Annotated in this window: 19 protein-coding genes and 1 riboswitch; of the genes, 16 read left to right on the forward strand and 3 right to left on the reverse strand. The window is 66.0% G+C overall.

Annotated elements, in window-relative coordinates:
- Positions 1-81 precede the first annotated feature (81 nt).
- The 5 genes from tig (at position 82) to ARTSIC4J27_RS08655 (ending at position 5180) form a co-directional block, all read left to right on the forward strand.
- Positions 82-1464, forward strand: a complete 1383-nt coding sequence (tig, locus tag ARTSIC4J27_RS08635; RefSeq protein WP_050054793.1) for a trigger factor — start codon at positions 82-84, stop codon at positions 1462-1464.
- A gap of 247 nt (positions 1465-1711) precedes the next feature.
- Entirely contained in the window at positions 1712-2341 is a 630-nt protein-coding gene (locus ARTSIC4J27_RS08640; protein ID WP_050054828.1) for an ATP-dependent Clp protease proteolytic subunit, read from the forward strand.
- Positions 2342-2377: 36 nt separating this feature from the next.
- Complete coding sequence (locus ARTSIC4J27_RS08645; protein WP_013601337.1) at positions 2378-3037, forward strand: ATP-dependent Clp protease proteolytic subunit; 660 nt, start codon at positions 2378-2380, stop codon at positions 3035-3037.
- A 175-nt stretch (positions 3038-3212) separates the two neighbouring features.
- On the forward strand, positions 3213-4493 hold the full coding sequence (gene clpX / locus ARTSIC4J27_RS08650; protein WP_050054794.1) for an ATP-dependent Clp protease ATP-binding subunit ClpX: 1281 nt from the start codon (positions 3213-3215) through the stop codon (positions 4491-4493).
- Positions 4494-4565: 72 nt separating this feature from the next.
- Positions 4566-5180, forward strand: a complete 615-nt coding sequence (locus tag ARTSIC4J27_RS08655; protein WP_050054795.1) for a mycothiol-dependent nitroreductase Rv2466c family protein — start codon at positions 4566-4568, stop codon at positions 5178-5180.
- A gap of 361 nt (positions 5181-5541) precedes the next feature.
- Here ARTSIC4J27_RS08655 and valS read toward each other — a convergent pair whose 3' ends face one another.
- Positions 5542-8163: a valine--tRNA ligase gene (gene valS / locus ARTSIC4J27_RS08660; protein WP_050054796.1), complete on the reverse strand. Its 2622-nt coding sequence runs from the start codon at positions 8161-8163 to the stop codon at positions 5542-5544.
- 118 nt (positions 8164-8281) lie between these two features.
- Here valS and ARTSIC4J27_RS08665 point away from each other — a divergent pair, with 118 nt between their 5' ends.
- Positions 8282-9040 carry an SDR family oxidoreductase gene (locus ARTSIC4J27_RS08665; protein ID WP_050054797.1) on the forward strand — a complete coding sequence of 253 codons (759 nt, stop codon included), beginning with the start codon at positions 8282-8284 and terminating at the stop codon, positions 9038-9040.
- 21 nt (positions 9041-9061) lie between these two features.
- Here ARTSIC4J27_RS08665 and ARTSIC4J27_RS08670 read toward each other — a convergent pair whose 3' ends face one another.
- Positions 9062-10129 carry an endonuclease/exonuclease/phosphatase family protein gene (locus ARTSIC4J27_RS08670; protein ID WP_050054798.1) on the reverse strand — a complete coding sequence of 356 codons (1068 nt, stop codon included), beginning with the start codon at positions 10127-10129 and terminating at the stop codon, positions 9062-9064.
- A 325-nt stretch (positions 10130-10454) separates the two neighbouring features.
- Here ARTSIC4J27_RS08670 and ileS point away from each other — a divergent pair, with 325 nt between their 5' ends.
- From ileS to ndk, 4 genes are read left to right on the forward strand one after another with little or no spacing between them, the layout of a single operon-like run.
- Positions 10455-13778, forward strand: a complete 3324-nt coding sequence (gene ileS, locus ARTSIC4J27_RS08675) for an isoleucine--tRNA ligase (RefSeq protein ID WP_050054799.1) — start codon at positions 10455-10457, stop codon at positions 13776-13778.
- A 3-nt stretch (positions 13779-13781) separates the two neighbouring features.
- Positions 13782-15137, forward strand: a complete 1356-nt coding sequence (locus ARTSIC4J27_RS08680) for a bifunctional folylpolyglutamate synthase/dihydrofolate synthase (protein ID WP_050054800.1) — start codon at positions 13782-13784, stop codon at positions 15135-15137.
- Positions 15138-15140: 3 nt separating this feature from the next.
- The gene (locus ARTSIC4J27_RS08685; RefSeq protein WP_050054801.1) at positions 15141-15608 is read left to right on the forward strand and encodes a DUF4233 domain-containing protein; all 468 of its coding nucleotides are present in this window, start codon (positions 15141-15143) and stop codon (positions 15606-15608) included.
- 55 nt (positions 15609-15663) lie between these two features.
- A complete protein-coding gene (ndk, locus tag ARTSIC4J27_RS08690; protein ID WP_050054802.1) occupies positions 15664-16083 on the forward strand; it encodes a nucleoside-diphosphate kinase in 420 nt (139 codons plus the stop codon).
- 80 nt (positions 16084-16163) lie between these two features.
- Here ndk and ARTSIC4J27_RS08695 read toward each other — a convergent pair whose 3' ends face one another.
- Positions 16164-16847, reverse strand: coding sequence for a vitamin K epoxide reductase family protein (locus tag ARTSIC4J27_RS08695; RefSeq protein WP_050054803.1), 684 nt, complete (start codon positions 16845-16847; stop codon positions 16164-16166).
- Between the two features lie 452 nt (positions 16848-17299).
- Here ARTSIC4J27_RS08695 and ARTSIC4J27_RS08700 point away from each other — a divergent pair, with 452 nt between their 5' ends.
- The 6 genes from ARTSIC4J27_RS08700 to proB all read left to right on the forward strand — a co-directional run bounded on the left by ARTSIC4J27_RS08700 (position 17300) and on the right by proB (position 26272).
- Positions 17300-20716, forward strand: coding sequence for an Rne/Rng family ribonuclease (locus ARTSIC4J27_RS08700; RefSeq protein ID WP_050054804.1), 3417 nt, complete (start codon positions 17300-17302; stop codon positions 20714-20716).
- A 174-nt stretch (positions 20717-20890) separates the two neighbouring features.
- Positions 20891-20988: riboswitch (TPP riboswitch) on the forward strand.
- A gap of 8 nt (positions 20989-20996) precedes the next feature.
- Positions 20997-22529, forward strand: coding sequence for a bifunctional hydroxymethylpyrimidine kinase/phosphomethylpyrimidine kinase (locus tag ARTSIC4J27_RS08705; protein WP_050054805.1), 1533 nt, complete (start codon positions 20997-20999; stop codon positions 22527-22529).
- A 263-nt stretch (positions 22530-22792) separates the two neighbouring features.
- Positions 22793-23101, forward strand: a complete 309-nt coding sequence (gene rplU, locus ARTSIC4J27_RS08710) for a 50S ribosomal protein L21 (RefSeq protein ID WP_050054806.1) — start codon at positions 22793-22795, stop codon at positions 23099-23101.
- Positions 23102-23161: 60 nt separating this feature from the next.
- Positions 23162-23425: a 50S ribosomal protein L27 gene (rpmA, locus tag ARTSIC4J27_RS08715; protein WP_009372867.1), complete on the forward strand. Its 264-nt coding sequence runs from the start codon at positions 23162-23164 to the stop codon at positions 23423-23425.
- A 116-nt stretch (positions 23426-23541) separates the two neighbouring features.
- On the forward strand, positions 23542-25131 hold the full coding sequence (obgE, locus tag ARTSIC4J27_RS08720; protein WP_050054807.1) for a GTPase ObgE: 1590 nt from the start codon (positions 23542-23544) through the stop codon (positions 25129-25131).
- On the forward strand, positions 25121-26272 hold the full coding sequence (proB, locus tag ARTSIC4J27_RS08725) for a glutamate 5-kinase (RefSeq protein ID WP_050054808.1): 1152 nt from the start codon (positions 25121-25123) through the stop codon (positions 26270-26272). Before obgE ends, proB begins: the two co-directional genes overlap by 11 nt.
- Positions 26273-26297 lie beyond the last annotated feature (25 nt).

A 26297-nucleotide genomic window follows, 5' to 3' on the forward strand; every position in this document is an offset into this window, starting at 1 on the left:
CTCTGCGGCCCGGACCTCTCGGCCTGGACAAAACATTGCGTTTGCAGAAACCCATCCCACAATCCCAGGAGTACTTAGACCGTGAAGAGCGCTGTCGAGAACCTCACCCCCACGCGGGTCAAGCTCAATGTTGAGGTCCCCTTTGAGGAATTGAAGCCCAGCATCGACTCGGCCTACAAGACCGTTGCTTCGCAGATCCAGGTCCCTGGCTTCCGTAAGGGCAAGGTCCCCGCAAAGCTCATCGACCAGCGCGTCGGCCGCGGCTACGTCCTGGAGACGGCCATCAACGAAGGCCTCAACGGCTGGTACCAGGCTGCCGTTCAGGAATCCGGCATCCGCCCCCTGAGCCGTCCCGAGGTGGAGATCACCGAGGTTCCGGACCCCTCCGCCACTGACGGCGGCCTGAAGTTCGCCGCAGAGGTTGACGTCCGCCCCGAGATCGAACTCCCGGACTACGCCGGCATCCAGGTCGAGGTTGCTGCAGCCCAGTCCTCGGACGAGGACGTGGACAAGGCCCTGGACGAACTGCGCGGCCGCTTCGGCACGCTGAAGCCCGTTGACCGCCCCGCTGCTGATGGTGACTTCCTCACCATTGACATCACCGCCAGCATCGACGGCGAAGAGGTTGACTCCGCTGCCGGCCTGTCCTACCAGGTTGGTGCCGGCACCATGCTCGAAGGCCTCGACGAAGCCGTCACCGGCCTGAGCGCCGACGAAGACGCCATCTTCAACACCACCCTGGTGGGCGGCGACCACGCCGGTGAAGCAGCCCAGGTCAAGGTGGTTGTGAAGGCCGTCAAGGAGCGCGAACTCCCCGAGGCGGACGACGACTTCGCCCAGCTCGCTTCCGAATTCGACACCCTGGCCGAGCTCCGCGAGGACCTCGCCAAGCAGGCCGCCGATTCCAAGGTTGTTGAGCAGGGCGTCGAGGCCCGCGACAAGGTCCTGGACAAGCTCGTTGAGCTGGTGGAGGTTCCGGTTCCGGACTCCGTCGTCGAAGAGCAGCTCGAAGCCCACTTCAAGGAGGGCAACGGCCACGGTGAAGGCGAGCACGACACCGAGGAGCACCGTGAAGAGGTCCGCGCCAACACGGCCCGCGCCTTCCAGAACGAAATCATCCTCGACGCCATCGCTGAGAAGGAAGAAGTCAACGTCAGCCAGAACGAGCTGATCGACTACATCGTCAGCACGGCCAGCCAGTACGGCATGGACCCCAACCAGTTCGCCCAGATCATCGATCAGAGCGGCCAGGTCCCCATGATGGTCTCCGAGGTACGCCGCCGCAAGGCCCTGGCTGTGGTCCTGGGCCAGGCCACGGTGACCGACACTGAAGGCAACACCGTTGACCTCAGCGACTTCGTCCGCCCCGGCGGCGAAGAGGAAGCTCCCGCCGCAGAGGCAGAGGAAGCTGTGACTGAAGCACCCGAAGCTGCCGAGGAAGACAAGGCAGAGGCCAAGGCCTAGCCCATGCTGTAAGGCAGACCAGACGGCCCCCGGATCCCAGGATCCGGGGGCCGTTTGCTTTGCGCCGGCATTGCCCGCCGGCATCTCCCTCCGGGGGCCTGCCGATCGTGCGCCGTCAGCGAACAGCCCACGGCGCGCGAACAAATCGTCGGTGAAACCGGTTAGTGTCCAAGTAGAGATTTTCAGTGATGTCACCGTCACCAGTGAGAGGTAAGTACATATGTCACAGCACGCAGAGGCCCCCCGGATGGCGACTGTCGATCCTGCAGCCCAGGACAACTACATTTACAACCGCCTCCTCAAGGAGCGGATCATCTGGCTGGGCTCAGAGGTGCGTGACGAGAACGCCAACGCCATCTGCTCGCAGCTGTTGCTCCTGTCCGCCGAGAACCCGGAAAAGGACATCTACCTTTACATCAACTCTCCGGGCGGGTCAGTCACCGCAGGCATGGCCATCTACGACACCATGCAGTTCATCCCGAACGACGTCGTCACCGTCGCCACCGGCCTCGCCGCCTCGATGGGGCAGTTCCTGCTCTCCTCGGGCACCAAGGGCAAGCGCTACGCCACCCCCAACGCACGCGTCCTGATGCACCAGCCCTCCGGCGGCATCGGCGGCACCGCCTCGGACATCAAGATCCAGGCGGAGCTCATCCTGCACATGAAGAAGGTTATGGCGGAGCTGACGGCCGAACAGACCGGCCAGACCGTGGACACCATCCTCAAGGACAACGACCGTGACAAGTGGTTCACGGCCACCGAAGCCCTTGAGTACGGCTTCTTCGACAAGATCGCCGCCCACGCCGGCTCGGTTGCCGGCGGCGGCGGAACCTCGAACAGCAACGGCGCCACGGGCGAGACCCCCTCCGCGAACTAGACCGGCACAAGAACACTCAGATCAGGAGCAATAAAAATGAACTACAACTTCGGGTGGTCCGCCGGTAATCTTCCGTCCAGCCGCTACGTCCTGCCCCAGTTCGAGGAGCGCACGCCCTACGGCTTCAAGCGCCAGGACCCGTACACCAAGCTCTTCGAGGACCGCATCATCTTCCTTGGTGTCCAGGTGGACGACGCCTCCGCTGACGACATCATGGCGCAGCTGCTGGTGCTGGAATCGACGGACCCGGACCGCGACATCACCCTGTACATCAACTCACCGGGCGGTTCGTTCACTGCCATGACGGCGATCTACGACACCATGCAGTACATCCGCCCGGAGATCCAGACGGTCTGCCTCGGCCAGGCGGCCAGTGCCGCGGCTGTCCTGCTGGCTGCCGGTACGCCCGGCAAACGCCTGGCGCTGCCGAACGCACGTGTCCTGATCCATCAGCCGGCGCTCTCCGGCGGCCAGGGCGGCCAGGCCTCCGACCTGGAGATACAGGCCGCCGAGGTCATGCGCATGCGGTCCTGGCTTGAGGACACCCTGGCGCACCACTCGGGACGGACGTCCGAGCAGGTCAATAACGACATCGAGCGCGACAAGATCCTGACCGCGGAAGAAGCCCAGGTGTACGGCCTGATCGACCAGGTCCTGGATTCCCGCAAGATCAAACCGCAGGCAATTACCAGGTAGCGGTAAAGTAAAGCGCCGGTGGTGCCAATCATTTGGCTCCACCGGCCTTTTCCTTCCACCCTCGGAAGCGAATGTGACCTAGAGTGGATGTTGTCACAACCGGCCCACGCAGGCTGGTGAAGATTCCAGCAACGGTGCAAGGCTGCCTGGCAGCAAGATACTAAGGGGTTCACATATGGCTCGGATTGGCGAGAGCACGGATCTGCTGAAGTGCTCTTTCTGCGGAAAGAGCCAGAAGCAGGTGCGCAAGCTCATTGCCGGGCCCGGTGTCTACATCTGTGATGAGTGCATTGAGCTTTGCAACGAAATCATCGAAGAGGAACTTGCCGAAGTCGCCGATCTGGGCAGCTTCGAACTGCCCAAGCCGCGGGAGATCTTCGACTTCCTGCAGGAATACGTCATCGGCCAGGAGCCAGCCAAGCGCTCCCTCGCCGTGGCCGTCTACAACCATTACAAGCGGATCCAGGCAGGCCACGCACCCAAGTCCGGAAGCCTCGCCGAGGGCGGCCACCATGACGACGTCGAAATCGCCAAATCCAACATCCTCCTCATCGGTCCCACCGGCTGCGGAAAGACCTACCTGGCCCAGACGCTGGCCCGCCGCCTGAACGTTCCCTTCGCCGTGGCCGACGCAACTGCCCTGACCGAGGCCGGCTACGTGGGCGAGGATGTGGAGAACATCCTGCTCAAGCTCATCCAGGCCGCGGACTACGACGTCAAGAAGGCCGAACAGGGCATTATCTACATCGACGAGATCGACAAGATTTCCCGCAAGAGCGAAAACCCGTCCATCACCCGCGACGTCTCGGGCGAGGGCGTCCAGCAGGCGCTCCTGAAAATCCTGGAAGGCACTGTTGCCTCCGTCCCGCCGCAGGGCGGCCGGAAGCACCCGCACCAGGAATTCATCCAGATCGACACCACCAACGTCCTGTTCATCGTGGCAGGCGCCTTCGCCGGCCTCGAGGAGATCATCGGTTCCAGGTCCGGCCGGAAGGGGATCGGCTTCGGCGCACCCCTCAATGAAGCCAGCAAAAAAATTGATTCCTACGGCGAAGTGATGCCGGAGGACCTGCTGAAGTTCGGGCTCATCCCGGAATTCATCGGCCGGCTCCCCGTGATCACCACCGTGTCCAACCTGGACCGGGACGCCTTGATCCAGATCCTCTCCACACCCAAGAACGCCCTGGTGAAGCAGTACCAGAAGATGTTCCAGATCGACGGCGTGGAACTGGTCTTTGACGACACCGCCCTCGACGCCATTGCGGAGCAGGCGCTGGAGCGCGGCACCGGTGCCCGGGGCCTGCGGGCCATCATGGAGGAGGTCCTTCTCCCGGTGATGTTCGATCTCCCCAGCCGCGAGGACGTGGCCAGCGTGGTGATCACCGAGGACGTGGTCCTCCGCGGCGCGGAGCCCACCGTGATCCCGCACGTCACCAAGCGGCGCAAGTCTGCCTGAAAACCTTCCGCAACACACCGTCAGATGCGGCTGCCCTCTGCGCAGCCGCCTGCACCTGAAGGAGCAACCCCTATGACTGACACTGCACGGAACAAGGCCGATTTCTGGTTTGACCCGCTGTGCCCGTACGCCTGGATCACCTCGCGCTGGATTGGTGAAGTGGAGGACGTCCGCGACATCGAAACGGTGTGGCACGTGATGAGCCTTGCCGTCCTCAACGAGGGCCGCGACCTGGAGCCCGCCTACCGCGAGTCCATGGACAACGCCTGGGGCATGGTCCGCGTTATCATCGCGGCACAGCAGGAACACGGCCAGGAAACGGTGAAGGCCCTTTGTGACGCCATGGGCACCTTGATCCACGAGCGCGGCGAGAAGGACCGGGCCCTGGTCATCACCAAGGCCCTTGCCGAGTGCGGCCTCCCCGCCTCGCTGGCTGAAGCGGCCGCCACCGACGCCTTCGACGAAAAGTTGCGTGCCAGCCACGAGGAAGGCATCTCGCTGGTAGGCCAGGATGTTGGAACACCCGTGGTGGCCTTTAATGGAACCGCCTTCTTCGGCCCCGTCCTCACGCGGATCCCTCGCGGGGAAGAGGCAGGCAAGCTGTGGGACGCCACCACCGCCCTGGCGTCCTACCCGCACTTCTTCGAGTTGAAGCGCAGCCGCACTGAGCGCCCTGAGTTCAGCTGAACCAGATCCTGCCAACCGTCCGGCGGGAAGGCCGAAGAGCCCTGGTAGAACTACTCGCTTGTAGTTCTACCGGGGCTCTTGCGCATCCGGACGCGCAGGACAATGATGGTTCTTACCCCCTTCGAAAGAAGAGGGACGCAGGAACCGAAGATTCAGTGATATGTATTTGACGCAGCCATCGGCAAAGCCGGATACAAGCTACCAGTGACGAGGTAGGAAGACCTGAAATTTCCTAGGATCTTGCCAGACCATCAAAGACGTCACCGGATGGCCGAAAAGTCGAAGCCCCACCAACGGCAAAACGCTGATGGGGCTTCCCCTTTGCCCTGAAACAGGCTGCCCTGAAACAGGGCGCTGCCGGTCAGGCCTGTGCGGGCTCTTCGGTGGCGGCCAGCGCCACGTCGCTGACGGTCAGTTCGCCGTCTCCCACCACGAGCGTGATCTCGCGGGCGTTCGACGCCGCCTTCAGGTCCGCAAGGCCTGCCTTCAGCTGCGTGGTCAGGGCCTCCGACGCCGTAATGGTGGCGGACAGGACCTCCGTGCGCTGCTTGACCTTGGCCTCGGACTTGGCCTTGCGGACGCCGCTGAGGGCAACACCCACGGTGGCCAGCATGGTGGTGTCGCCGCCGGGTACGTCCAGCGGGGCGGGCCACTGGGCGCGGTGGACCGAACCGTTCCGCCACCAGCCCCAGACCTCTTCGGTGGCGAAGGGCAGGAACGGCGCGAACAGCCGCAGCAGGGTGTCCAGGCTGGTGGCCAGTGCTGCGAGGACGGAAGCCTGTTCGGCTTCGCCGGCGGCGCCGTAGGCCCGGTCCTTGATGAGTTCCACGTAGTCGTCGGTGAACTGCCAGAAGAAGCTTTCGGTGATCTGCAGTGCCCGGGCGTAGTCGTAGTTCTCGAACGCCTTGGTGGACTGCGCCACAACCTCGGCGAGCTGGGCGAGGACTGCGCGGTCCAGGGGGTTGGACAGCACCGAGAGGTCACCGGACAGCACCGAAGCCTCGGTGGCGCCGAGGTTCAGCACGAACTTCGAGGCGTTCAGCAGCTTGATGGCCAGGCGGCGGCCGATCTTCATCTGCGCGATCTCGTAGGCGGTGTCCGCCCCGAGCTTCGCCGAGGCGGCCCAGTAGCGGACAGCATCGGAGCCGAATTCCTCCAGCACGTCGGTGGGCACCACCACGTTGCCCTTGGACTTGGACATCTTCTTGCGGTCCGGGTCCAGGATCCAGCCGGAGATGGCGGCGTGCTTCCACGGCGCGCTGTTCTCCAGGGCATCGGCACGGACCACCGAGGAGAAGAGCCAGGTCCGGATGATGTCGTGGCCCTGCGGGCGGACATCGAACGGGAACACCTTGGCGAAGAGTTCTTCGTCGCGCTTCCAGCCGCCCACGATGTTCGGCGTCAGTGAGGACGTGGCCCAGGTGTCCAGGATGTCGGCGTCGCCGGTGAATCCGTTCGGAACATCGCGCTGCGCCTCGTCGAAGCCCGGAGCGGCATCTGCCGCCGGGTCAACGGGGAGCTGCTCGTTGGAGGGCACGATGGGGGAGTCGTAGTCCGGGTTGCCGTCGGCGTCCAGCGGGTACCAGACCGGGATGGGCACGCCGAAGAAGCGCTGGCGCGATACGAGCCAGTCACCGTTCAGGCCGGAGATCCAGTTCTCGTAGCGTGAGCGCATAAAGGCGGGGTGGAAGTCGATCTCCTGGCCGCGTGCGATGAGCCGCTCGCGCCGGTCCTCGTCCCGGCCGCCGTTGCGGATGTACCACTGGCGGGACGTGACAACCTCGAGGGGCTTGTCGCCCTTTTCGTAGAAGTTCACGGGGTGCATGATCTTCTTCGGCTCGCCGTCCAGCAGGTCCGCGGCGGTGAGGAGCTTCACCACCTCCTCCTTGGCGCTGAAGACGGTCTTGCCCGCAATGGCAGCGAAGGCTTCACGGCCGATGTCCGTGGTGATCCACTCGGGCGCCTCGCTGACGATCCTGCCGTCCCGGCCCACGATGGCGCGCGTGGGCAGCTGCAGTTCGCGCCACCAGGTGACGTCCGTCAGGTCGCCGAAGGTACACACCATGGCAATGCCGGAGCCCTTGTCCGCCTTGGCGAGAGGGTGGGCCTTAACTTCAACCTCGACGCCGAAGACGGGGGACGTGACCTTCTTGCCGAACAGCGGCTGGTACCGTTCGTCGTCGGGATTCGCCACCAGGGCGGCGCAGGCCGCCAGCAGTTCGGGACGCGTGGTCTCGATGTAGATCCGCTCGCCGTCCTCGGTGAAGAACGGGTAGCGGTAGTAGGCGCCGGGCACCTCACGGTCCTCGAGCTCGGCCTGCGCCACCGCGGTGCGGAACGTAACATCCCACAGGGTGGGCGCCTCGGCCATGTAGGCGTCGCCGGCGGCCAGATTGGCAAGGAACGCGCGCTGCGATACCGCCCTGGAGTTGTCGTCGATGGTGCGGTACGTCAGTTCCCAGTCCACGGACAGGCCAAGCGTCTGGAAGAGGTTTTCGAAGACCTTCTCGTCCTCGACGGCCAGCTCTTCGCACAGTTCGATGAAGTTCCGGCGGGAGACCACATCGAAATCCCGCTGGTTCTTGGCAGGCTGTGCCGGGGGACGGTAGTCCGGGTTGTACGGGATGGCGGGGTCGCAGCGCACACCGTAGTAGTTCTGCACCCGGCGCTCGGTGGGCAGGCCGTTGTCGTCCCAGCCCATCGGGTAGAAGACGTTTTTGCCGATCATGCGCTGGTAGCGGGCCAGCACGTCGGTCTGCGTGTAGGAGAACATGTGTCCCACGTGCAGCGATCCGGAGGCGGTGGGCGGGGGAGTGTCGATCGAGTAGACCTGCTCCCGGGTGGTGTCCGGGTTGAACTTGTAGGTCCCCTCGGCAAGCCAGCGCTGCGTCAAGGCAGCTTCGAGGCCTTCGAGGGCCGGCTTGTCCGGAACGTTGATGGGGGCGGTGTTGGGCGTGTCTGTACCCTGTTTGTCTTCAGCCATCTGCCAATTGTTTCATGGCCGCGCGTGTCCCCCTGCCCGGCAGCAGGCTGGAAGCGCCCGTTTCATCCGGGGAAACACGCCGGGGTGGTGTCCGGGCAGGGAAGGTTAGTGTGGTGCCATGACTTCGGACTTCCAGAAAAAAGCAGCTTTGGTGACCGGTGCGAGCAGCGGAATCGGCGAGGCGACCGTCCGCGCCCTGGCGGGGGAAGGCTGGACAGTTTTTGCTGTGGCCCGCCGCGCGGAGCGGCTGGCCGCGCTGGAAGCCGAGACCGGCGCCGTCGGAATTCCTGCCGATGTTTCCGCGGACGACGACGTGTCCCGGCTCCTTGCCCGGGTTACCGAAGGGGGCGGCATCGACACGCTGATCAACATCGCCGGCGGCGCCCGGGGCGCCGATACGGTGGGCGGGGCCAGCACCGAGGACTGGGAATGGATGTACCGGGTCAACGTACTGGGCACCATGAAGCTCATCCGGGCGTTCCTGCCCATGCTCCGTGCCCACGGCGAGGGGACCGTGCTGAACCTGACCTCCACCGCGGGCCTGGCAGCCTATGAAGGCGGGGGCGGCTACAACGCTGCCAAGTTCGCCCAGCACGCCATGACCGGGGCGTTGCGGCTGGAGGAAGCCGAAAATAACGTCCGTGTCATCGAGGTGGCGCCCGGGCTGGTCTTTACGGAGGAATTCGCGCTGAACCGGCTTGGTGACCGGCAGGCCGCCCAGAAGGTGTACCAGGGAGTGGACAAGCCGCTTACCGCCGATGACGTGGCGGACGTGGTCCGGTACGCGGTCAGTGCCCCGCACCACGTGAACCTGGACCAGATAGTGATCCGCCCGGTGGCGCAGGCCGCCAATCACAAGCTGATCCGCAAGGGCTGACCTTCACGGCAGAGCCTGATTTCAGGGCACTGCCAGGCGGGCCACTACCGCAGCGTGGTCGGTTCCCGGCAGGGTCACGACGTCGAAGTCCATCACCTCTATTCCCGGACTGACCAACACATGGTCCAGGGCTGCGAAGGCGGGCACCGGCGAATTCGCCGGCCACGTGGGGACCAGGCCCTTGCCGGCGGTCTGTGCCGCATCGGTCAGTCCCCGGGCCAGCAGGTCCCGGAATTCGCGGTGGTCCCCGCTCGCGTTGAAGTCCCCGAGCAGGATGGCGGGTTCACCTTCCGGCACGGCCTGCCATAATTCCCCCAACTGCCCCAGTTCCGCCCGCCACATGGGGGTATGGCCCGGCCGCGGGGAGTCGATATGGACGGCGGTCAGGTGGACCCGTGCGGAGGACCCCGGGATCACGCCTACGGCCCGGCTTTGGTAAAACACCGAACCGGGCACCCGTTCAACCTGCTCCAGCGGCAACCGCGCGAAGAGTGCGCTTCCGGTGCCGGCCCAGTCCACGTCCAGGGCCCGGCCGGGCAGCAGGGAGGCCAGGCCGGCGTTGTCCAGCTCTTCCAGTCCCTGCGGGGCGAGCTCGGGCAGGGCCAGTATGTCGATGTCCCGGCTTTTCACCTCCGCCAGCAAAGCCGCTGCGTCGATCCCTGTGGAACCGACATTCACCGCCATCACCGTGAGCGTCCGTTTTCCGGGCAGTGCGTTTTCGGCCGCCTGGCCGGCCGGGAGGGCTGCGGACTGCACGTTGTCCGCCCCCGCAGCCGGCACGATCCGGTCCAGCACCAGGCCGAACTGGACTGCGAGAACCGCCGCCGCCAGCGCGGCCACCAGTAACCGTGGGGCGCCGGGACGGAGACAGGCCGCCACAACGGCAGCAGCCAGCGCGGCCGTCGTGGTCATCAGCGCCGCAGGAAAGAAGGACAAAAGCTGGATCCACGGGGTCCCGATGTCCCAGGGAACCAGGCGAAGCGCCACCAGGACCGCACCCGGCACGGCCAGCACGGCAGCCATCACCAGCCACCAGGAACCGCGGCGGGAATGCCCTCCGCCACGCTGTCCTGCCCGGTTCTTCCGCATACGCTCCATTATTGGTGGCCGGGCCGTGGAAATAGTAGACTCGGGTACGGCTATGACCCGGCTATCACCGGCGAGCTTCCGGAAGAACACGCCAACCGCCGCACCTGCGGACGGCGCCAGTAGAACCGGACGGGTAAGCCCGTCACAGCAGTCAATGAGCGGCCGGAGCAGGACGGTTCCCCAGGGAGCCGGCAGCGCCGGTAAGTGAGGTGGTACCGCGGTGGGCGTGGAGTCCGGGAGGACAACACGGCAGCCGTCCTTGCATCCTGAACGGAACGAAAGGCGCAAGCCGGCAGTTCGCCAAGCTCAACCCAGGATGTCGAGAATGACGTATTACCCCAAGGCCTCAGCCTCCGCCAATGGCACCTCTTCCAGCCGCAACGCCGGCGTGTCCGCTTCCGTGAAGTTCCCGGAAATCGAAGAGCGCATCCTCAAGTACTGGGACCAGGACGGCACCTTCCAGGCCAGCATCGACCAGCGCAGCGCCGACGCCCCCGGCGGGGAACCCGGCAGCAACGAGTTCGTGTTCTACGACGGCCCGCCGTTCGCCAACGGCCTGCCGCACTACGGCCACCTGCTGACGGGGTATGCCAAGGACCTCGTGGGCCGCTACCAGACCCAGCGCGGCAAGCGCGTGGAGCGCCGCTTCGGCTGGGACACCCATGGCCTGCCCGCGGAGCTGGAAGCCATGAAGCAGCTCGGCATGACGGACAAGACCCAGATCGAAGCCATGGGCATCGACAGATTCAACGACGCCTGCCGCGCCTCGGTCATGAAGTACGCCGACGAATGGCGCAACTATGTCACCCGCCAGGCACGCTGGGTGGACTTCGACAACGACTACAAGACCCTCAACGTCGAGTACATGGAGTCCGTCCTTTGGGCGTTCAAGCAGCTGCACGAAAAGGGACTGACCTACAACGGCTACCGCGTGCTGCCCTACTGCTGGAAGGACGAGACGCCGCTGTCCAACCATGAGCTGCGCATGGATGACGACGTCTACAAGAACCGCCAGGACCAGACCGTCACGGTGACCTTCCCCCTGCTTGCCGGGGAGTCCGAACTGTCCCGGCAGCTGGCCGGCGTGCAGGCCCTCGCCTGGACCACCACGCCCTGGACCCTGCCCACCAACGCAGCGCTCGCCGTCGGGCCTGCCATCACTTACGCGGTGCTGCCGGCAGGACCCAACGGCATCAAGGCTGCCTCCCCGGACGCCCCGGTCCGCGGCAGCTTCCTGCTGGCCGCCGACCTGCTGGCCAGCTACGCCAAGGACCTCGGGTACGACGACTTCCAGGCCGCGCAGGCCGCCGTCGTTTCCACGCACACCGGCGCCGAGCTGGAAGGCCTGGCATACCAGCCGCTGTGGCAGGACTTCAGCGACAACGAAAAATACGGCATGGAGAACGCCTGGCGGATCCTCGTGGCCGACTACGTCACCACCACCGACGGCACCGGCATCGTCCACCAGGCTCCCGCCTACGGTGAGGACGACCAGAAGGTCTGCGAGGAAGCCGGCATCCCGGTGATCCTGTCCGTGGATGAGGGCGCCAGGTTCCTGCCGCTGTTCAAGCACGGCGACCTGCACGACATCGTGGGCCTGCAGGTCTTCGAGGCCAACAAGCCCATCACCCAGGTCCTTCGCGCCCAGGGCCGCCTGGTCCGCCAGGCCAGCTACGAGCACAGCTACCCGCACTGCTGGCGCTGCCGCAACCCGCTGATCTACCGCGCCGTGTCCTCCTGGTACGTGGAGGTCACCAAGTTCAAGGACCGGATGTCCGAACTGAACCAGGAGATCAACTGGATCCCGGGCAACGTCAAGGACGGCCAGTTCGGCAAGTGGCTGGAAAACGCCCGTGACTGGTCCATCAGCCGCAACCGCTACTGGGGCAGCCCCATCCCCGTCTGGCAGTCCACCGACCCCGAATACCCCCGCACCGATGTGTACGGCTCGCTCGCGGAGATCGAGGCGGACTTCGGCCGGCTGCCGCTGAACAACGACGGCCAGGTGGACCTGCACCGCCCGTTCATCGATGAACTCACCAGGCCCAACCCGGACGATCCCCGCACCCCGGAAGAGGGCCAGTCGGTGATGCGCCGTGTGGAGGACGTACTGGATGTCTGGTTCGACTCCGGCTCCATGCCCTACGGCCAGGTGCACTACCCGTTCCAGAACGAGGCCTGGTTCGATACCCACAACCCCGCCGACTTCATCGTGGAGTACATCGGCCAGACCCGCGGCTGGTTCTACATGCTGCACATCCTCTCCACCGCCCTGTTTGACCGGCCCGCCTTCCGCAACGTCATCAGCCACGGCATCGTGCTCGGCTCGGACGGGCAGAAGATGTCCAAGAGCCTGCGCAACTACCCGGACGTTTCCGAGGTGCTGGACCGCGACGGCTCGGACGCCATGCGTTGGTTCCTGATGTCCAGCCCCATCCTGCGCGGCGGCAACCTGGTGGTCACCGAGCAGGGCATCCGCGACGGCGTCCGCCAGGTCATCCTGCCCCTGTGGAACGTGTACAGCTTCTTCACGCTCTACACCAACGCAGCCAACGGCGGCGCCGGCTACGACGCCAAGCTGCGCTATGACGGTTACGCCGACACGCTGGACCAGTACCTGCTGGCCAACACCGGCGAACTGGTCCGGAACATGACGGCGCAGCTGGACACCTACGACATCTCCGGCGCCTGTGACGAACTGCGCAGCTACCTGGACATGCTCACCAACTGGTACGTCCGCCGGAGCCGGCAGCGGTTCTTTGACGAGGACCAGGACGCCTTCGACGCCCTGTTCACCGCGCTGGAGACGGTCACCCGGGTGGCGGCGTCCCTCCTGCCGCTGGTGTCCGAGGAGATCTGGCGCGGCCTCACCGGCGGCCGCTCCGTGCACCTGGCCGACTGGCCCGAAGCGGAGCTGTTCCCCGCGAACCCGGACCTGGTGCAGGCCATGGACAGGGTCCAGCAGATCTGCTCCACCGGCTCCTCGCTCCGGAAGGCAGCAAACCTGCGCGTGCGCCTGCCGCTGCAGGAACTGACCGTGGTGGCACCCGGTGCCGATGCGCTGGGTGGCTTCGCCGCCGTCGTCGCGGACGAACTCAACCTCCGCTCTGTCCGCCTGCTGGACGCCGCCACGGCGTCCCCCGAAGAATTTGGGATCCAGCAGAAGCTCGTGGTCAACGCGCGCGCCGCCGGTCCGCGCCTGGGCAAAAACGTCCAGGCCGCCATCAAGGGCTCCAAGTCCGGCGACTGGTCAGTCTCCGACGCCGGTATAGTCACCGCGGGCGGGCTCCAGCTGGAACCGCAGGAATACACGCTGGAAACAGTGGTGGCAGAGAACGACGGCGGGTCCGCCTCCGTGGCGGTCCTCCCCGGCGGCGGCTTCGTGGTCCTCAACACCGAGGTCACCCCCGAACTGGAGGCCGAAGGCCTGGCCCGGGACATGGTCAGGTCCATCCAGCAGGCACGCAAGGACGCCGGACTGAATGTCAGCGACCGGATCCGGACCTCCGTGAGCGCCCGTCAGAACGTCGTCGACGCCCTGCTGGCCAATGCGGACCTGGTAAAAGGTGAGACCCTCACCGTGGACCTCACGGCAGAACCAACGGACGCCGCCGAACCGGTAGTCGCCGTCGAAAAAGTAGAGGCCTGATCCATGACTGACGAATTTTCCGTAGAGAGCGTCTACGCAGAACTGCTGGGCCGGGCGCCGGAAAACAAGATGGAGCCGCGGCTTGCCCCGCTGTTCCGGGCGATGGATGTGCTGGGGGAGCCCAACAAGGCGTACCCGATCATCCACGTCACCGGGACCAACGGCAAGACCTCCACGGCCCGCATGATCGAATCGGTGTTGCGGGCCCACGGCCTGAGCACCGGCCGGTACACCAGCCCGCACCTGTCCAAGGTCACCGAACGGATCAGCATCGACGGCCACCCTGTTTCGGATGAGACCTTCGTGCGGATCTGGGACGAGATCCGGCCCTACCTGCAGATCGTGGACTCGGAACTGGAAGCTGAGGGGCAGCCCCGGCTGACGTACTTCGAATGCCTCACCATCCTGGGCTTCGCCATCTTCGCCGACCAGCCCGTCAACGTGGCGGTCATCGAAGTGGGACTCGGCGGCATCACGGACGCCACCAACGTGGGGGACGGGCAGGTTTCGGTGGTCACGCCTATCTCCCTGGACCACACGGACCTGCTGGGTGACACCACCGGAGACATCGCCCACGAAAAGGCCGGGATCATCAAGCCTGGCGGCTACCTCGTCAGCGCCGCCCAGCCCCTTGACGCGGCGCAGGTCCTGCTCGAGAAGGCCAAAGACGTGGGCGTTCCTTTCAAGTTCGAAGGGGTGGAGTTCGGCGTCGAGTCCCGGACCGTGGCCGTGGGCGGTCAGATGGTCACCATCCAGGGCATCGCGGGCCGTTACCCGGACCTGCTGGTGCCGCTGCACGGAGCCCACCAGGCACAGAACGCCGCCGTTGCAGTGGCAGCCCTGGAGGCCTTCTTCGGCGGGAAGGAACTCGGCTTCGACGTGCTGCAGGAAGGGTTCGCCGCAGCCACCTCACCCGGCCGGCTCGAAGTGGTCCGCACGGCACCCACCATCGTGGTGGACGCCGCCCACAACCCGGACGGCATCAAAGCGTCGGCGGCAGCACTGCAGGAGGCTTTCACGTTCACCCGCCTGGTTCCGGTGGTGGGCGTGCTGAAGGAAAAGGACGCCGAGGAAGTCCTCCGCCAACTCAAGGAATCCCTCGGCGGCCTGGCGGAGGAATACTGCTTCACCCAGTCGAATTCCCCGCGGGCCGTACCGGCGGCCGAACTGGCCGAACTGGCCATCGACCTTGGCTTCGGCGAGGACAACGTGCACATCGCCGAGAAGCTCGACGACGCCCTGGAATGGGCCGTGGAACGCGCCGAAGCCAACGACGACCTGTCCGGCGCCGTGCTGGTGACCGGTTCCATCACGCTGGTGGCCGAAGCCCGGATCCTGCTTGGAAAGACGGAGGCGTAGGCCGTGGCCAGACTGACCAAAGCCCAGCGCGAGTGGCGCCCGGGCATGCCCAAAAAGCGCCGCTCCACGAAGGTTATGTTCGCCTCCACCGTGCTGCTGCTGGAAGCATTCGTGATGTTCTTCGCCACCCTGGCGGTGTTTGGACTGCGCCGCGGGGAATTTCCGCCGGCCCTGATCCTGGGCGTGGGCATCGGCCTGAGCGTGGTGATGATCGTGGCTTGTGCCTTCCTCAGCAAGCCCTGGGGCGTCGGCCTGGGCTGGATCCTGCAGCTCGTCCTGATCCTTACCGGCATCTTCGAGCCGGCCATGTTCCTGGTGGGAGCACTGTTCGCCATTGCCTGGTGGTACGGAATCCGCACGGGCATCCGGCTGGACCGGGAAGCCGGCCAGCGGGCCCGCGAACAGGCCGAATGGGAAGCAGCCCATCCGGACCAGGCCGCCGGGCCGGACCAGCAGGCCCAGGCCACCTGACGCCGGTCCCCGTAGACTTGTCCCCGAAACCCCTTACCAACGCATTGGAGCAGTTGTGACTATTGAGCGCACCCTCGTCCTGATCAAGCCCGACGGCGTCGCCCGCAACCTGACCGGCGCCATCCTGGCCCGGATCGAAGCCAAGGGCTACACCCTGGCTGAGCTGAAGAAGGTGGACGCCACCCGCGAACTGCTCGAACAGCACTACGAGGAGCACGCGGGCAAGCCCTTCTACGAGCCCCTGGTGGAATTTATGCTCAGCGGCCCGGTAGTGGCAGCCATCTTTGAGGGCCACCGCGTCATTGAAGGTTTCCGTTCCCTCGCCGGCACCACCGACCCCACCACTGCCGCCCCCGGCACCATCCGCGGCGACTTCGGCCGCGACTGGGGCCTGAAGGTCCAGCAGAACCTGGTGCACGGCTCCGATTCCACCGACTCCGCCGAGCGTGAAATCAAGATCTGGTTCCAGGGCTGATCCCGCCGAGATGACAGATAAGGCCGATGTTCGTGAAGAACATCGGCCTTATCTGTCATCCCGCGCACTCCGCGGCAGGCTTAGAACCCGGAGGTTCCCGTGAAGACCTGGATAAAGGCGAAGAAGATGGTGGCGATGACGGCCACGTAGAGCAGCGCGGTGATGATCCAGCCGGAGTCGCCCAGGACCCGGGCTGCGTTGGCCGGCACCGGGATCACCCCGGCGGTGATGTTCCGGATGGTCACCCAGACGAAGAGCGGAATCATGGCGGCCCACACGATCATGCAGAACGGGCACAGGACGCGGATGTCATAGAGGGCCTGGGACCACAGCCACACCACGAAAGCGAAGCCAAGGGTGACACCTGCCTGGAGCCCCAGCCAGTACCAGCGGGCGAACGTGGCACCGGCGAGCAGGGCCATGCCTACCGTGATGATGATGGCGAAAGCGACGATGCCGATGAACATGTTGGGGAAGCCGAACAGGGAACTCTGCCATGTCTGCATCACCTGGCCGCAGGAGATCCAGGGGTTTACGTCGCACACGGTGACGTGGTTCGGGTCCTTCAGGACCTCGAGCTTTTCCAGGACCAGGGTTCCGGAGGCGAGCCAGCCGATCACCCCCGTGATCACCAGCAGCCAGCCGAAAGGCCGGTTCCGGGTCATGGGCGGAACGGCTCCCGCTGCCCGGGCAGCGGGACCGCTGTCCTGGGCCAGGCTCCGTTCCGGCGCCGGGGTACCGCTGAGGGGGGAGATGCTGGGCATGGGTGTGGCGTCCTTTTCATCCGGTGCTCCTTGCCCTGATTGTAACGCCGGAGGCTGGAAGGGCCGTCCAGGTGCCGGACCCGGGCCGACGGCGCACGCTGGCTTCCGCGGCGATTTACTCCGGGTATGAGAGAATGAACGTGGCTGGAAGCCGAACCACATTCGGACTCCGGTCCGGTGGCTTGTTCCCAAGACCGCCAATGATGAGCAGGGCAGGCATCGGTTCCACCGAGGCGGTCTCCCGCGACTCCATTGGACGGCACCTGGTTGTGGCATGTAGAACAACGGGTTTTTAGAACATCCCGCCGGCCCCCATGGGCTGCCGCACCCCACTGCCGGTGCGAACCTGGGGGTATCCACTTGACTTCTGTCAACGCCTGCGGGTTTTGACAATATGTGCCCCAATGGGTGCCGGATGTGGCGGTACGTCAGGGGCAGGAGTGTTGCCACATATGGATAATGAACAAGTTTCAGCCGTTAACAAGGACGCACCGGCCACGGAGGCCGCAGAGGCCGGGGCCGCGCCCAAGAAAGCCACCAGGACCCGGCGCAAAGCGGCACCTAAAGCCGATGACGCCCTGATCCCGGCCCCCGATGCCGGAGAAGCAGACGCTGCCGGGGCCAAGGCGCCTGTCCGGCGGTCGCGTTCCCGCAAGAAGGCGGACGTCGCTGAGCCGCTTCCGGCCTTTGCCGGGGAAGCAACTCCTGACGCCGCGGAACTCCCGGCCGAGGCCCCTGCGCTGGCGGCATCAGCAGGCGAAGCCGCCGTGGAGGCTGAGCCCAAAGCGAAGCCGGTCCGCCGCCGCCGCGTGGCCACCCGCAAGACCTCCGCGCCTGCTGCTGCCGAAGCCGTGCCCGCAACGGCAGCCGAATCCGCAGTTGAGGAACCGGTAACTGGAGGACCCTCCGCGGAAACCGCGCCTGCCGCCTCCCCGGCCGCGGAACCGGTGGCCGCCGCGTCCGTGCCGTCCGCCGTCGAGGCCGGCGCGGCCACGGCAGACGAGGCTCCAGTAGAACCCGCAGTAGAAGAAGCCGCAGCCGCAGAAGCGCCCGCACAACAGGCTCCTCCCGCGCAGGAGCCCGTACAGGCTTCCGCAGAAGCAGCATCAAAGGAGCAGGCACCCGCAGCGCCGGCCAGCCCCTTTGGCTCCCTGTTCCTGGAGCCGACTTCCCCCACCTCCGTGCTCTTCCAGGCTCCGGACCTGAGCACCGTAGTGCGCCCGGTACCTGCCGCCGCCGAGGAACCGGGGGAGGACGAAGTCGAAGACGCTGACACCGATGACGCCAACAGCCGCCGCAGGCGCCGTGGCCGCGGCCGCCGTAACCGCGGCCGTCCGGGCGAGGGTGAAGACGCTGAGCTTGAAGGCAGTGAAGGGGCCGACGCCGATGCCTCCGACGAGGCCGACGAGGAGACTGCAGGGCAGGCGGAGGAAGGTGTCACCTCCCGCCGTCGCCGCCGCCGCCGCCGCGGTGACCAGGACCTCGAGCTGACGGGCGGCGGGGAAGACGATCCGCCCAACACCGTCACCCGTGTCCGTGCGCCGCGCGCCGTCACCGAAGCGCCGGTCAGCAACCGGGTCACCAGTGTCAAGGGTTCCACCCGCCTGGAAGCGAAGAAGCAGCGCCGGCGCGAGTCCCGCGATACCGGCCGCCGCCGCACCGTTATCACCGAAGCCGAGTTCCTGGCCCGCCGCGAATCCGTGGACCGGCAAATGATTGTCCGCCAGCGCGATGACAGAATCCAGATCGCCGTCCTCGAAGACGGCGTCCTGGCCGAGCACTTTGTGTCCAAGACGCAGCAGGACTCCCTGATCGGCAACGTCTACCTGGGCAAGGTCCAGAACGTACTGCCGTCCATGGAAGCTGCTTTCGTGGACATCGGACGCGGCCGCAACGCCGTCCTGTACGCAGGCGAGGTCAACTGGGAAGCCGTTAACCTCGAGGGCAAGCAGCGCCGGATCGAAAACGCGCTGAAGTCCGGCGATACAGTCCTGGTCCAAGTGACCAAGGACCCCGTAGGCCACAAGGGCGCCCGCCTGACCAGCCAGATCTCGCTGCCCGGCCGCTACCTCGTGTACGTGCCCGGCGGGTCCATGACCGGCATCTCCCGCAAGCTGCCCGACGTCGAACGCAACCGCCTCAAGCGCATCCTGAAGGACCGCCTCCCCGAGCAGGCCGGCGTTATTGTCCGCACCGCTGCCGAAGGCGCTTCCGAGGAAGAGCTGACGCACGACATCAACCGGCTGCGCGCCCAGTGGGAGGGCATCGAGAGCCAGTCGAAGTCCACCAAGATCCTTGCCCCGGAGCTGCTCTACGGCGAACCGGACCTCACCATCAAGGTGGTCCGCGACGTCTTCAATGAGGACTTCTCCAAGCTCATCGTCTCCGGCGAGGAAGCCTGGGACACCATCGAGGCCTACGTCACCTACGTGGCTCCGGACCTGGTGGGCCGGCTCGAGAAGTGGACCAAGGACCAGGACATCTTCGCGGCCTGGCGCATCGACGAGCAGATCCACAAAGCGCTGGAGCGGAAGGTCTTCCTCCCCTCGGGCGGTTCGCTCGTGATAGACCGCACCGAAGCCATGACCGTGGTGGACGTCAACACCGGCAAGTTCACCGGCAGCGGCGGCAACCTCGAAGAGACGGTGACCAAAAACAACCTCGAGGCAGCCGAGGAAGTGGTCCGCCAGCTCCGGCTGCGCGATATCGGCGGCATCATCGTCATCGACTTCATTGACATGGTCCTGGAATCCAACCGCGACCTGGTGCTGCGCCGGCTCGTGGAATGCCTGGGACGCGACCGCACCAAGCACCAGGTGGCCGAGGTCACCTCGCTTGGACTGGTCCAGATGACCCGCAAGCGGATGGGCACCGGCCTGCTCGAAGTGTTCGGCGAGCAGTGTGAAGCGTGCGCAGGCCGCGGCGTGGTCACCCACGACGACCCCGTGGAGCACCGGCGCGCCAACATCGTGGCCGCCGAGCACCACGTCCAGCGTGCGGACAGCCGGCCGGAAGCGCGCAATGAAGGCCACCGCCCTGACAGCCTCCGCCCGGACAACAACCAGCCCGGTGCCCGCCCGGACCGCAAGCGGCGCCGGGGCCGCGGGGGCCAGCAGCCCGAAGCGGCGCCGGCTGCTGCCGTGCAGATCCACACCGTGCACCCGGACCCCTCGGATGCGGAACGTCACGCCAAGGCTGAAGCCACCAGGCTGGCCTTGGCCAACATCGCCGCTGCTGCGCACGCGGCGCACCTGCATGACGACGAGGTGGCCGCAGCCAGGCAGGCGGCCGGAGAGCAGCCTGCCGCTCCTGCAGCTGAAAAGCGCGACGCCGATGCCCGGCCGGCTGCCGTGCTGACCTTCGGCGGCGAGAAGGTTGTGCTGCCGTTTGTGGAGCACGCGGAGGAGCAGCAGCCGCGGCCGGCACTGACCCTGGACCGGCTCGCGGAGGCGTTCGCCCATCTCGGCCAGCCCGCCACGGAACCCGAAGCGGAGCCGGACACGGAAGGACAGCAGGCGCCGGCGGAACCTGAGCAGGAGCCCCAGGCCGAGCCTGCGGCGCCGGTGCAGCAGTCTCGGGTCCCGCAGCGCGCTGCGGCACCCGAGAAGGATTACAGCGACCACACACTGGAGCAGACGCGGCAGCGGCGGCCCCGGCGCCACCGCAGCGCCAGCCGTGCGCAGGGCGCTGCCAACGAAACCGCCGTGCAGCAGCACGAGGACGTTGCGCCAGCCGGCGCGGGCCACTCCCATGAGGCCAAAGCTCCCGAGCAGGCAGGCACCGGCAGCACGGGTGGCGAAAAGCCGGCAGCCAAGGCAGCCGAGGCGCCCATCATCCTCGGCGTAGGGGTTCCGGCCTCGGAGCTCTGAGAGGTCAAGGAACGCTGACGATCAGCAGGAATGCCCGGCCGGCCACCAACAGTGGCCGGCCGGGCATTCCCGTACCTGCTCCCGAACCGTATCTAGGGGCGAGGGCATGGCTGGCCGCGGGGCCGGTCGCAAAGTGTCACCTTCTGCCTGCGGCCGCCAAAAAAGCTAGGCTGGGGAACCGACACGGGGTGCCGCGCAGAGAGCCGGCTGAGATCCACACCCGTTGAACCTGTCCGGCTAGCACCGGCGAAGGGATGTCCTCTTGTCTGCGACTCTTGCAATGCCCACTGCCACCCCGGCAACCGCGCCCGCAACGTTCCCTGCATCCACCCAGCCAGACCGTCCCGTACCCCGGGTGTTATCCATTGCGGGCTCCGATCCATCCGGCGGCGCCGGAATCCAGGCCGACCTCAAAAGCATTGCTGCACTCGGCGGCTACGGGATGGCCGCCATCACGGCCCTCACCGCCCAGAACACCCAGGGCGTGCGGTCCGTCCACGTGCCGCCGGCCAATTTCCTGGCCGCGCAGCTGGACGCCCTCAGTGATGACATCGCCATCGATGCCGTCAAGATAGGAATGCTCGGCAGTGCCGAGGTGATCGAGGTGGTAGGGGAGTGGCTCCGCAAGGTTCGTCCCGCCGTCGTGGTCTTGGACCCGGTGATGGTTGCCACCAGCGGGGACCGGCTGCTGCAGGAGTCCGCCGAAGCCGCGCTGCACGCGCTCCTGCCGCTGGCCCACCTCATCACCCCCAACCTCGTTGAGCTCGCCATGCTGGTGGGCGGCGACGTCCAGGAGGACTGGGCAGGGGCGCTGGAGCAGGGACGCGCACTGTCTACGGCTACCGGGGCCACCGTGCTGGTTAAGGGCGGGCACCTGGACAGCGAAGAGTGCCCGGATGCCCTGGTGAACACCGCAGGCCTCCTGTCCGGGGAAGTGGTGGTGTTGCCGGGGGAGCGCGTGGCTACCCGGAACAGCCACGGCACCGGCTGTTCGCTGTCCTCCGCGATGGCCACTGCCCAGGCGCGGCTGGGGGACTGGGAAGCGTCGCTGCGCGAAGTCAAGCCCTGGCTGGCAGGCGCCCTGGAAGCCTCCGGAACGCTGGAGGTGGGAACCGGCAACGGCCCCGTGCACCACTTCCACCACCTCCAGCCGCTCCTGCCCGAAGGCAGCTTCGCCGCCCAACTCTGGAGTGAGGCCCAGCCGGACCTGAAGGACATCTATGCCCTGGACTTCATCCACGGCCTGGCTTCGGGCAGCCTGCAGGAGAAAGAGTTCGCGTACTACCTTGCGCAGGACGCGATCTACCTCAACGGCTATTCGCGCGTGCTCGCCAGGGCGAGTGCCTTGGCGCCGACCGAGGCCGAACAGCTCTTCTGGGCCGGATCTGCGAGCCAATGCCTGGAGGTCGAGTCGGAACTGCACCGCTCCTGGCTGAGCACCCGCACCGTCCAGCCCCAACTCGGCCCGGTTACAAAGTCCTACGTCGACCACCTGACGGCAGCATCGGCGTCGGGCAGCTATGCCGTCCTGGCGGCCGCCGTCCTGCCCTGCTTCTGGCTCTACGCGGAGGTGGGCGCCACACTGCACGCCCGGTTCCTCGCCGCCGGCGAACCCGCCGGGCACCCGTACGCGGCCTGGCTGCGGACCTACGCCGATGAAGACTTCGCCGCCGCCACGCGCCGGGCCATTGCCATCGTGGATGAGGCCGGGCGCAAAGCCTCGGCCGCGGACAGGGAGGCCATGATTACCGCGTTCAAGCAGTCCTGCCGGCTGGAAGTGGACTTCTTCGACGCGCCGCGCCTGCACTCCTGAACGGGGGCCGGCGGGCGGACCGGTACTATGGTGGGGCAGGGTGCGGACGCCGGACCTGGACTGTGGTACCTATCACAGCAACCCGCCGGGGACCAGCCTCATTTGCGGCCGAAGACAAAATTAGCGTATTCTGGATCTTCGGTGCTTACGCCAACACTTGGGTTATGACCCCACGGCGTTGAGGCACAGCGAGAAACCAGGCTTTTGATAGTCGGTTCCGCACGCAAATTTAGTTATAAACGTCGAGAGAAGTGAGTTCCCAAGTGGTGTACGCGATTGTCCGCGCAGGCGGCCGCCAAGAGAAGGTTTCCGTTGGAGACTTCGTTACCCTGAACCGCGTCGCCGGTGGGGCTGGCAGCACCATTCAGCTGCCCGCGCTGCTCCTGGTTGATGGTGACAAGATCACCACTGCCGCTGCTGACCTGGCCAAGGTAACTGTTACAGCTGAGATCCTGAACGACCTCCGTGGTCCGAAGATTGTGATCCAGAAGTTCAAGAACAAGACCGGTTACAAGAAGCGCCAGGGTCACCGCCAGGAACTGACCAAGGTCAAGATCACTGGCATCAAGTAACCACCGGTTACTGTTCAGGTTTTTCAGCAGATTCTCCAGAATTAAAGGCAGGCATTTCAGATGGCACATAAAAAGGGCGCGAGCTCCACTCGCAACGGTCGTGATTCCAACGCTCAGTACCTCGGCGTCAAGCGCTTCGGCGGCCAGGTTGTTTCGGCTGGCGAGATCATCGTCCGCCAGCGCGGCACCCACTTCCACCCGGGCGCCGGCGTTGGCCGTGGCGGCGACGACACCCTGTTCGCACTGACCCCGGGAGCCGTTGAATTCGGCACCCGCCGCGGTCGTCGCGTCGTCAACATCGTTGCTGCTGCAGCTGCAGAGTAACAAACAGTTCTGAAGCGGTGGAGCGGGCCTGAGGGTCCGCTCCACTGTTCTTTTAACCGCATTACAATCTTCTTGGCGCCCCGCGGCGTCCAGGAAACAGCACTGAGGAGATCCACGTGGCCAGCTTTGTAGACCGGGTAGTACTGCACGTATCCGGCGGTAACGGCGGCAACGGATGCGTCTCCGTCCACCGGGAGAAGTTCAAGCCGCTGGGCGGTCCCGACGGCGGCGACGGCGGCAACGGCGGCGACGTCATCCTCCGCGTGGACCACCAGACCACCACCCTCCTCGACTACCACCACGCACCGCACCGGCACGCCAGCAACGGCGGCCCGGGCATGGGCGACTGGCGCGGCGGAAAGAACGGCGAGACCCTCATCCTCCCCGTCCCGGACGGCACCGTGGTCAAATCCAAGGACGGCACCGTGCTGGCGGACCTCGTGGGCGAAGGTGCCGAGTTCGTGGCGGCAGCAGGCGGCATCGGCGGCCTGGGCAATGCTGCTCTCTCCTCGCAGAAACGCCGGGCGCCCGGATTCGCGCTGCTTGGTATCGAAGGTGAGTCCCGGGACGTCATCCTCGAGCTGAAGTCCATCGCCGACATCGCCCTGGTGGGCTTCCCGTCCGCCGGCAAGTCGAGCCTGATCGCTGCCATGTCCGCCGCCCGCCCCAAGATCGCCGATTACCCCTTCACCACGCTGGTCCCCAACCTCGGTGTTGTACAGGCCGGTGAAGTCCGTTTCACCATTGCCGACGTTCCCGGCCTCATCGAAGGCGCCAGCGAGGGCAGGGGACTGGGCCACCACTTCCTGCGCCACGTCGAGCGCTGCGCAGCGCTGGTCCACGTCCTGGACTGCGGCACCCTTGAATCGGACCGCGACCCCCTGTCCGACCTGGCCATCATCGAGGCCGAACTGGAAAAGTACGCCGTGGACATGAGCTACGCCGGGCAGGACGGTGAGGTTGTTCCGCTCAACCACCGTCCGCGCCTGGTCGCGCTGAACAAGGTGGACCTGCCGGACGGCAAGGACATGGCCGACTTTGTGCGTCCCGAACTTGAATCCCGCGGCTACCAGGTGTTTGAGGTATCGGCCACCAGCCACGAGGGCCTCCGCCAGCTCGGCTTCGCCATGGCCGGAATCGTCAAGGCCGCACGTGATGCCGTGGCTGCTGCTCCGCCCAAGGTCCAGCCGGCCGTGCTCCGGCCGCGCGCTGTCAACGAGTCCGGGTTCAAGATCCGCCGCGAGGAAAAGAACCTTGAGCCGCTGTTCCGCGTCCTGGGCGAGAAGCCCGTGCGGTGGGTCAAGCAGACGGACTTCACCAACGAGGAAGCCATTGGCTACCTCGCCGACCGCCTGGCCAAGCTCGGTGTGGAGGCCGAACTGTTCAAGCAGGGTGCCAAGCCCGGCGACACCGTGGTGATCGGCGAAGACGACGGCGTTGTCTTCGACTGGGAGCCCACCATGATGGCGGGCGCAGAGCTCCTCGCATCCCCGCGCGGCACCGACATCCGGTTTGCGGACATCGGCGACCGGCCCACCCGCAGCCAGAAGCGCGACGAGCAGCAGGAGCGGAAGGACGCCAAGGCGGCCGCCCGCGCCGAACTGGAAGCGGAGCGCAAGGCAGGCATCTGGACCGAGTCAGTCAGCAGCCGCCGGGTGGCCAAGCCCCTCAAGGAGAGTGGACTGGACACAGACGATGAGTTCTAGGGCTGCAGCCGCGGTACCGCTCACCCGTTCCGTGGACAGGAGCGTGCTCGCGAACGCGGGCAGGATCGTGGTCAAGGTGGGTTCATCCTCCCTGACCAGCATCAAGGGCGGCATCTCCGAGGAATCACTGACGGCCCTCGCTGATGCGTTGGCCGCCAAGCGCAACACCGGCACGGAGATCATCCTCGTCTCCTCCGGCGCCATCGCCGCCGGCCTGGCCCCGTTGGGCCTGGCCAAGCGCCCGCGCGACCTCGCCACCCAGCAGGCTGCGGCCAGTGTGGGCCAGGGCCTGCTGATGGCCCGCTATACCCAGGCCTTCGGCGCACACGGCGTGACCGTCAGCCAGGTGCTGCTTACGGCGGAGGACCTGATGCGCCGCAGCCAGCACACCAATGCTTTCCGTGCCCTGGACCGGCTGCTGAACCTCGGCGTGGTTCCGGTGGTCAACGAAAACGACACCGTGGCCACCCATGAAATCCGTTTCGGCGACAACGACCGCCTGGCCGCCCTGGTGGCCCACTTGGTGCGGGCCGATGCGCTGGTGCTGCTGTCCGACGTTGACTCCCTGTACGACGGCCCGCCGTCGCTCGGTGCGAAAAGAATCCCGCTCGTTGAAGGCCCGCAGGACCTCGAAGGGGTGTCCATCGGCAAGACCGGCAAAGCCGGCGTGGGCACCGGCGGCATGCAGACCAAAGTCGAGGCAGCCACCATGGCGGCCGGCTCCGGGATCCACGCCCTGGTCACCTCAACGCCCAACGCAGCCGCCGCGCTGAATGGCGAGGACGTTGGCACCTGGTTCACGGTCAACGGGGCCCGCAAGCCCGTCCGCCTGCTCTGGCTCGCCCACGTGGCATCCGTTCAGGGCCGCCTTGTCCTGGACGACGGCGCCGTGAAAGCCGTGCGGCATCACCGCACCTCACTGCTGCCGGCAGGCATCTCCGCTGTGCATGGCGACTTTGAAGCGGGCGACGCCGTCGAGATCGCCAGTGCCGACGGCACCGTGGTGGCGCGGGGGCTCGTCAACTACTCGTCGGCTGAGTTGCCGCAGATGCTTGGCCGTTCCACCCGGGACCTTGGCGAGGCCCTCGGCACGGGTTACGACCGTGAAGTTGTTCACGTAGATGACCTGGTGCTGGTTTGAGCCCCGGGCTCGCCTAAACTTGGAT

Origin of the sequence: Pseudarthrobacter siccitolerans, assembly GCF_001046895.1 — a bacterium.
In the GTDB taxonomy this organism is placed as follows: Bacteria; Actinomycetota; Actinomycetes; order Actinomycetales; family Micrococcaceae; genus Arthrobacter; species Arthrobacter siccitolerans.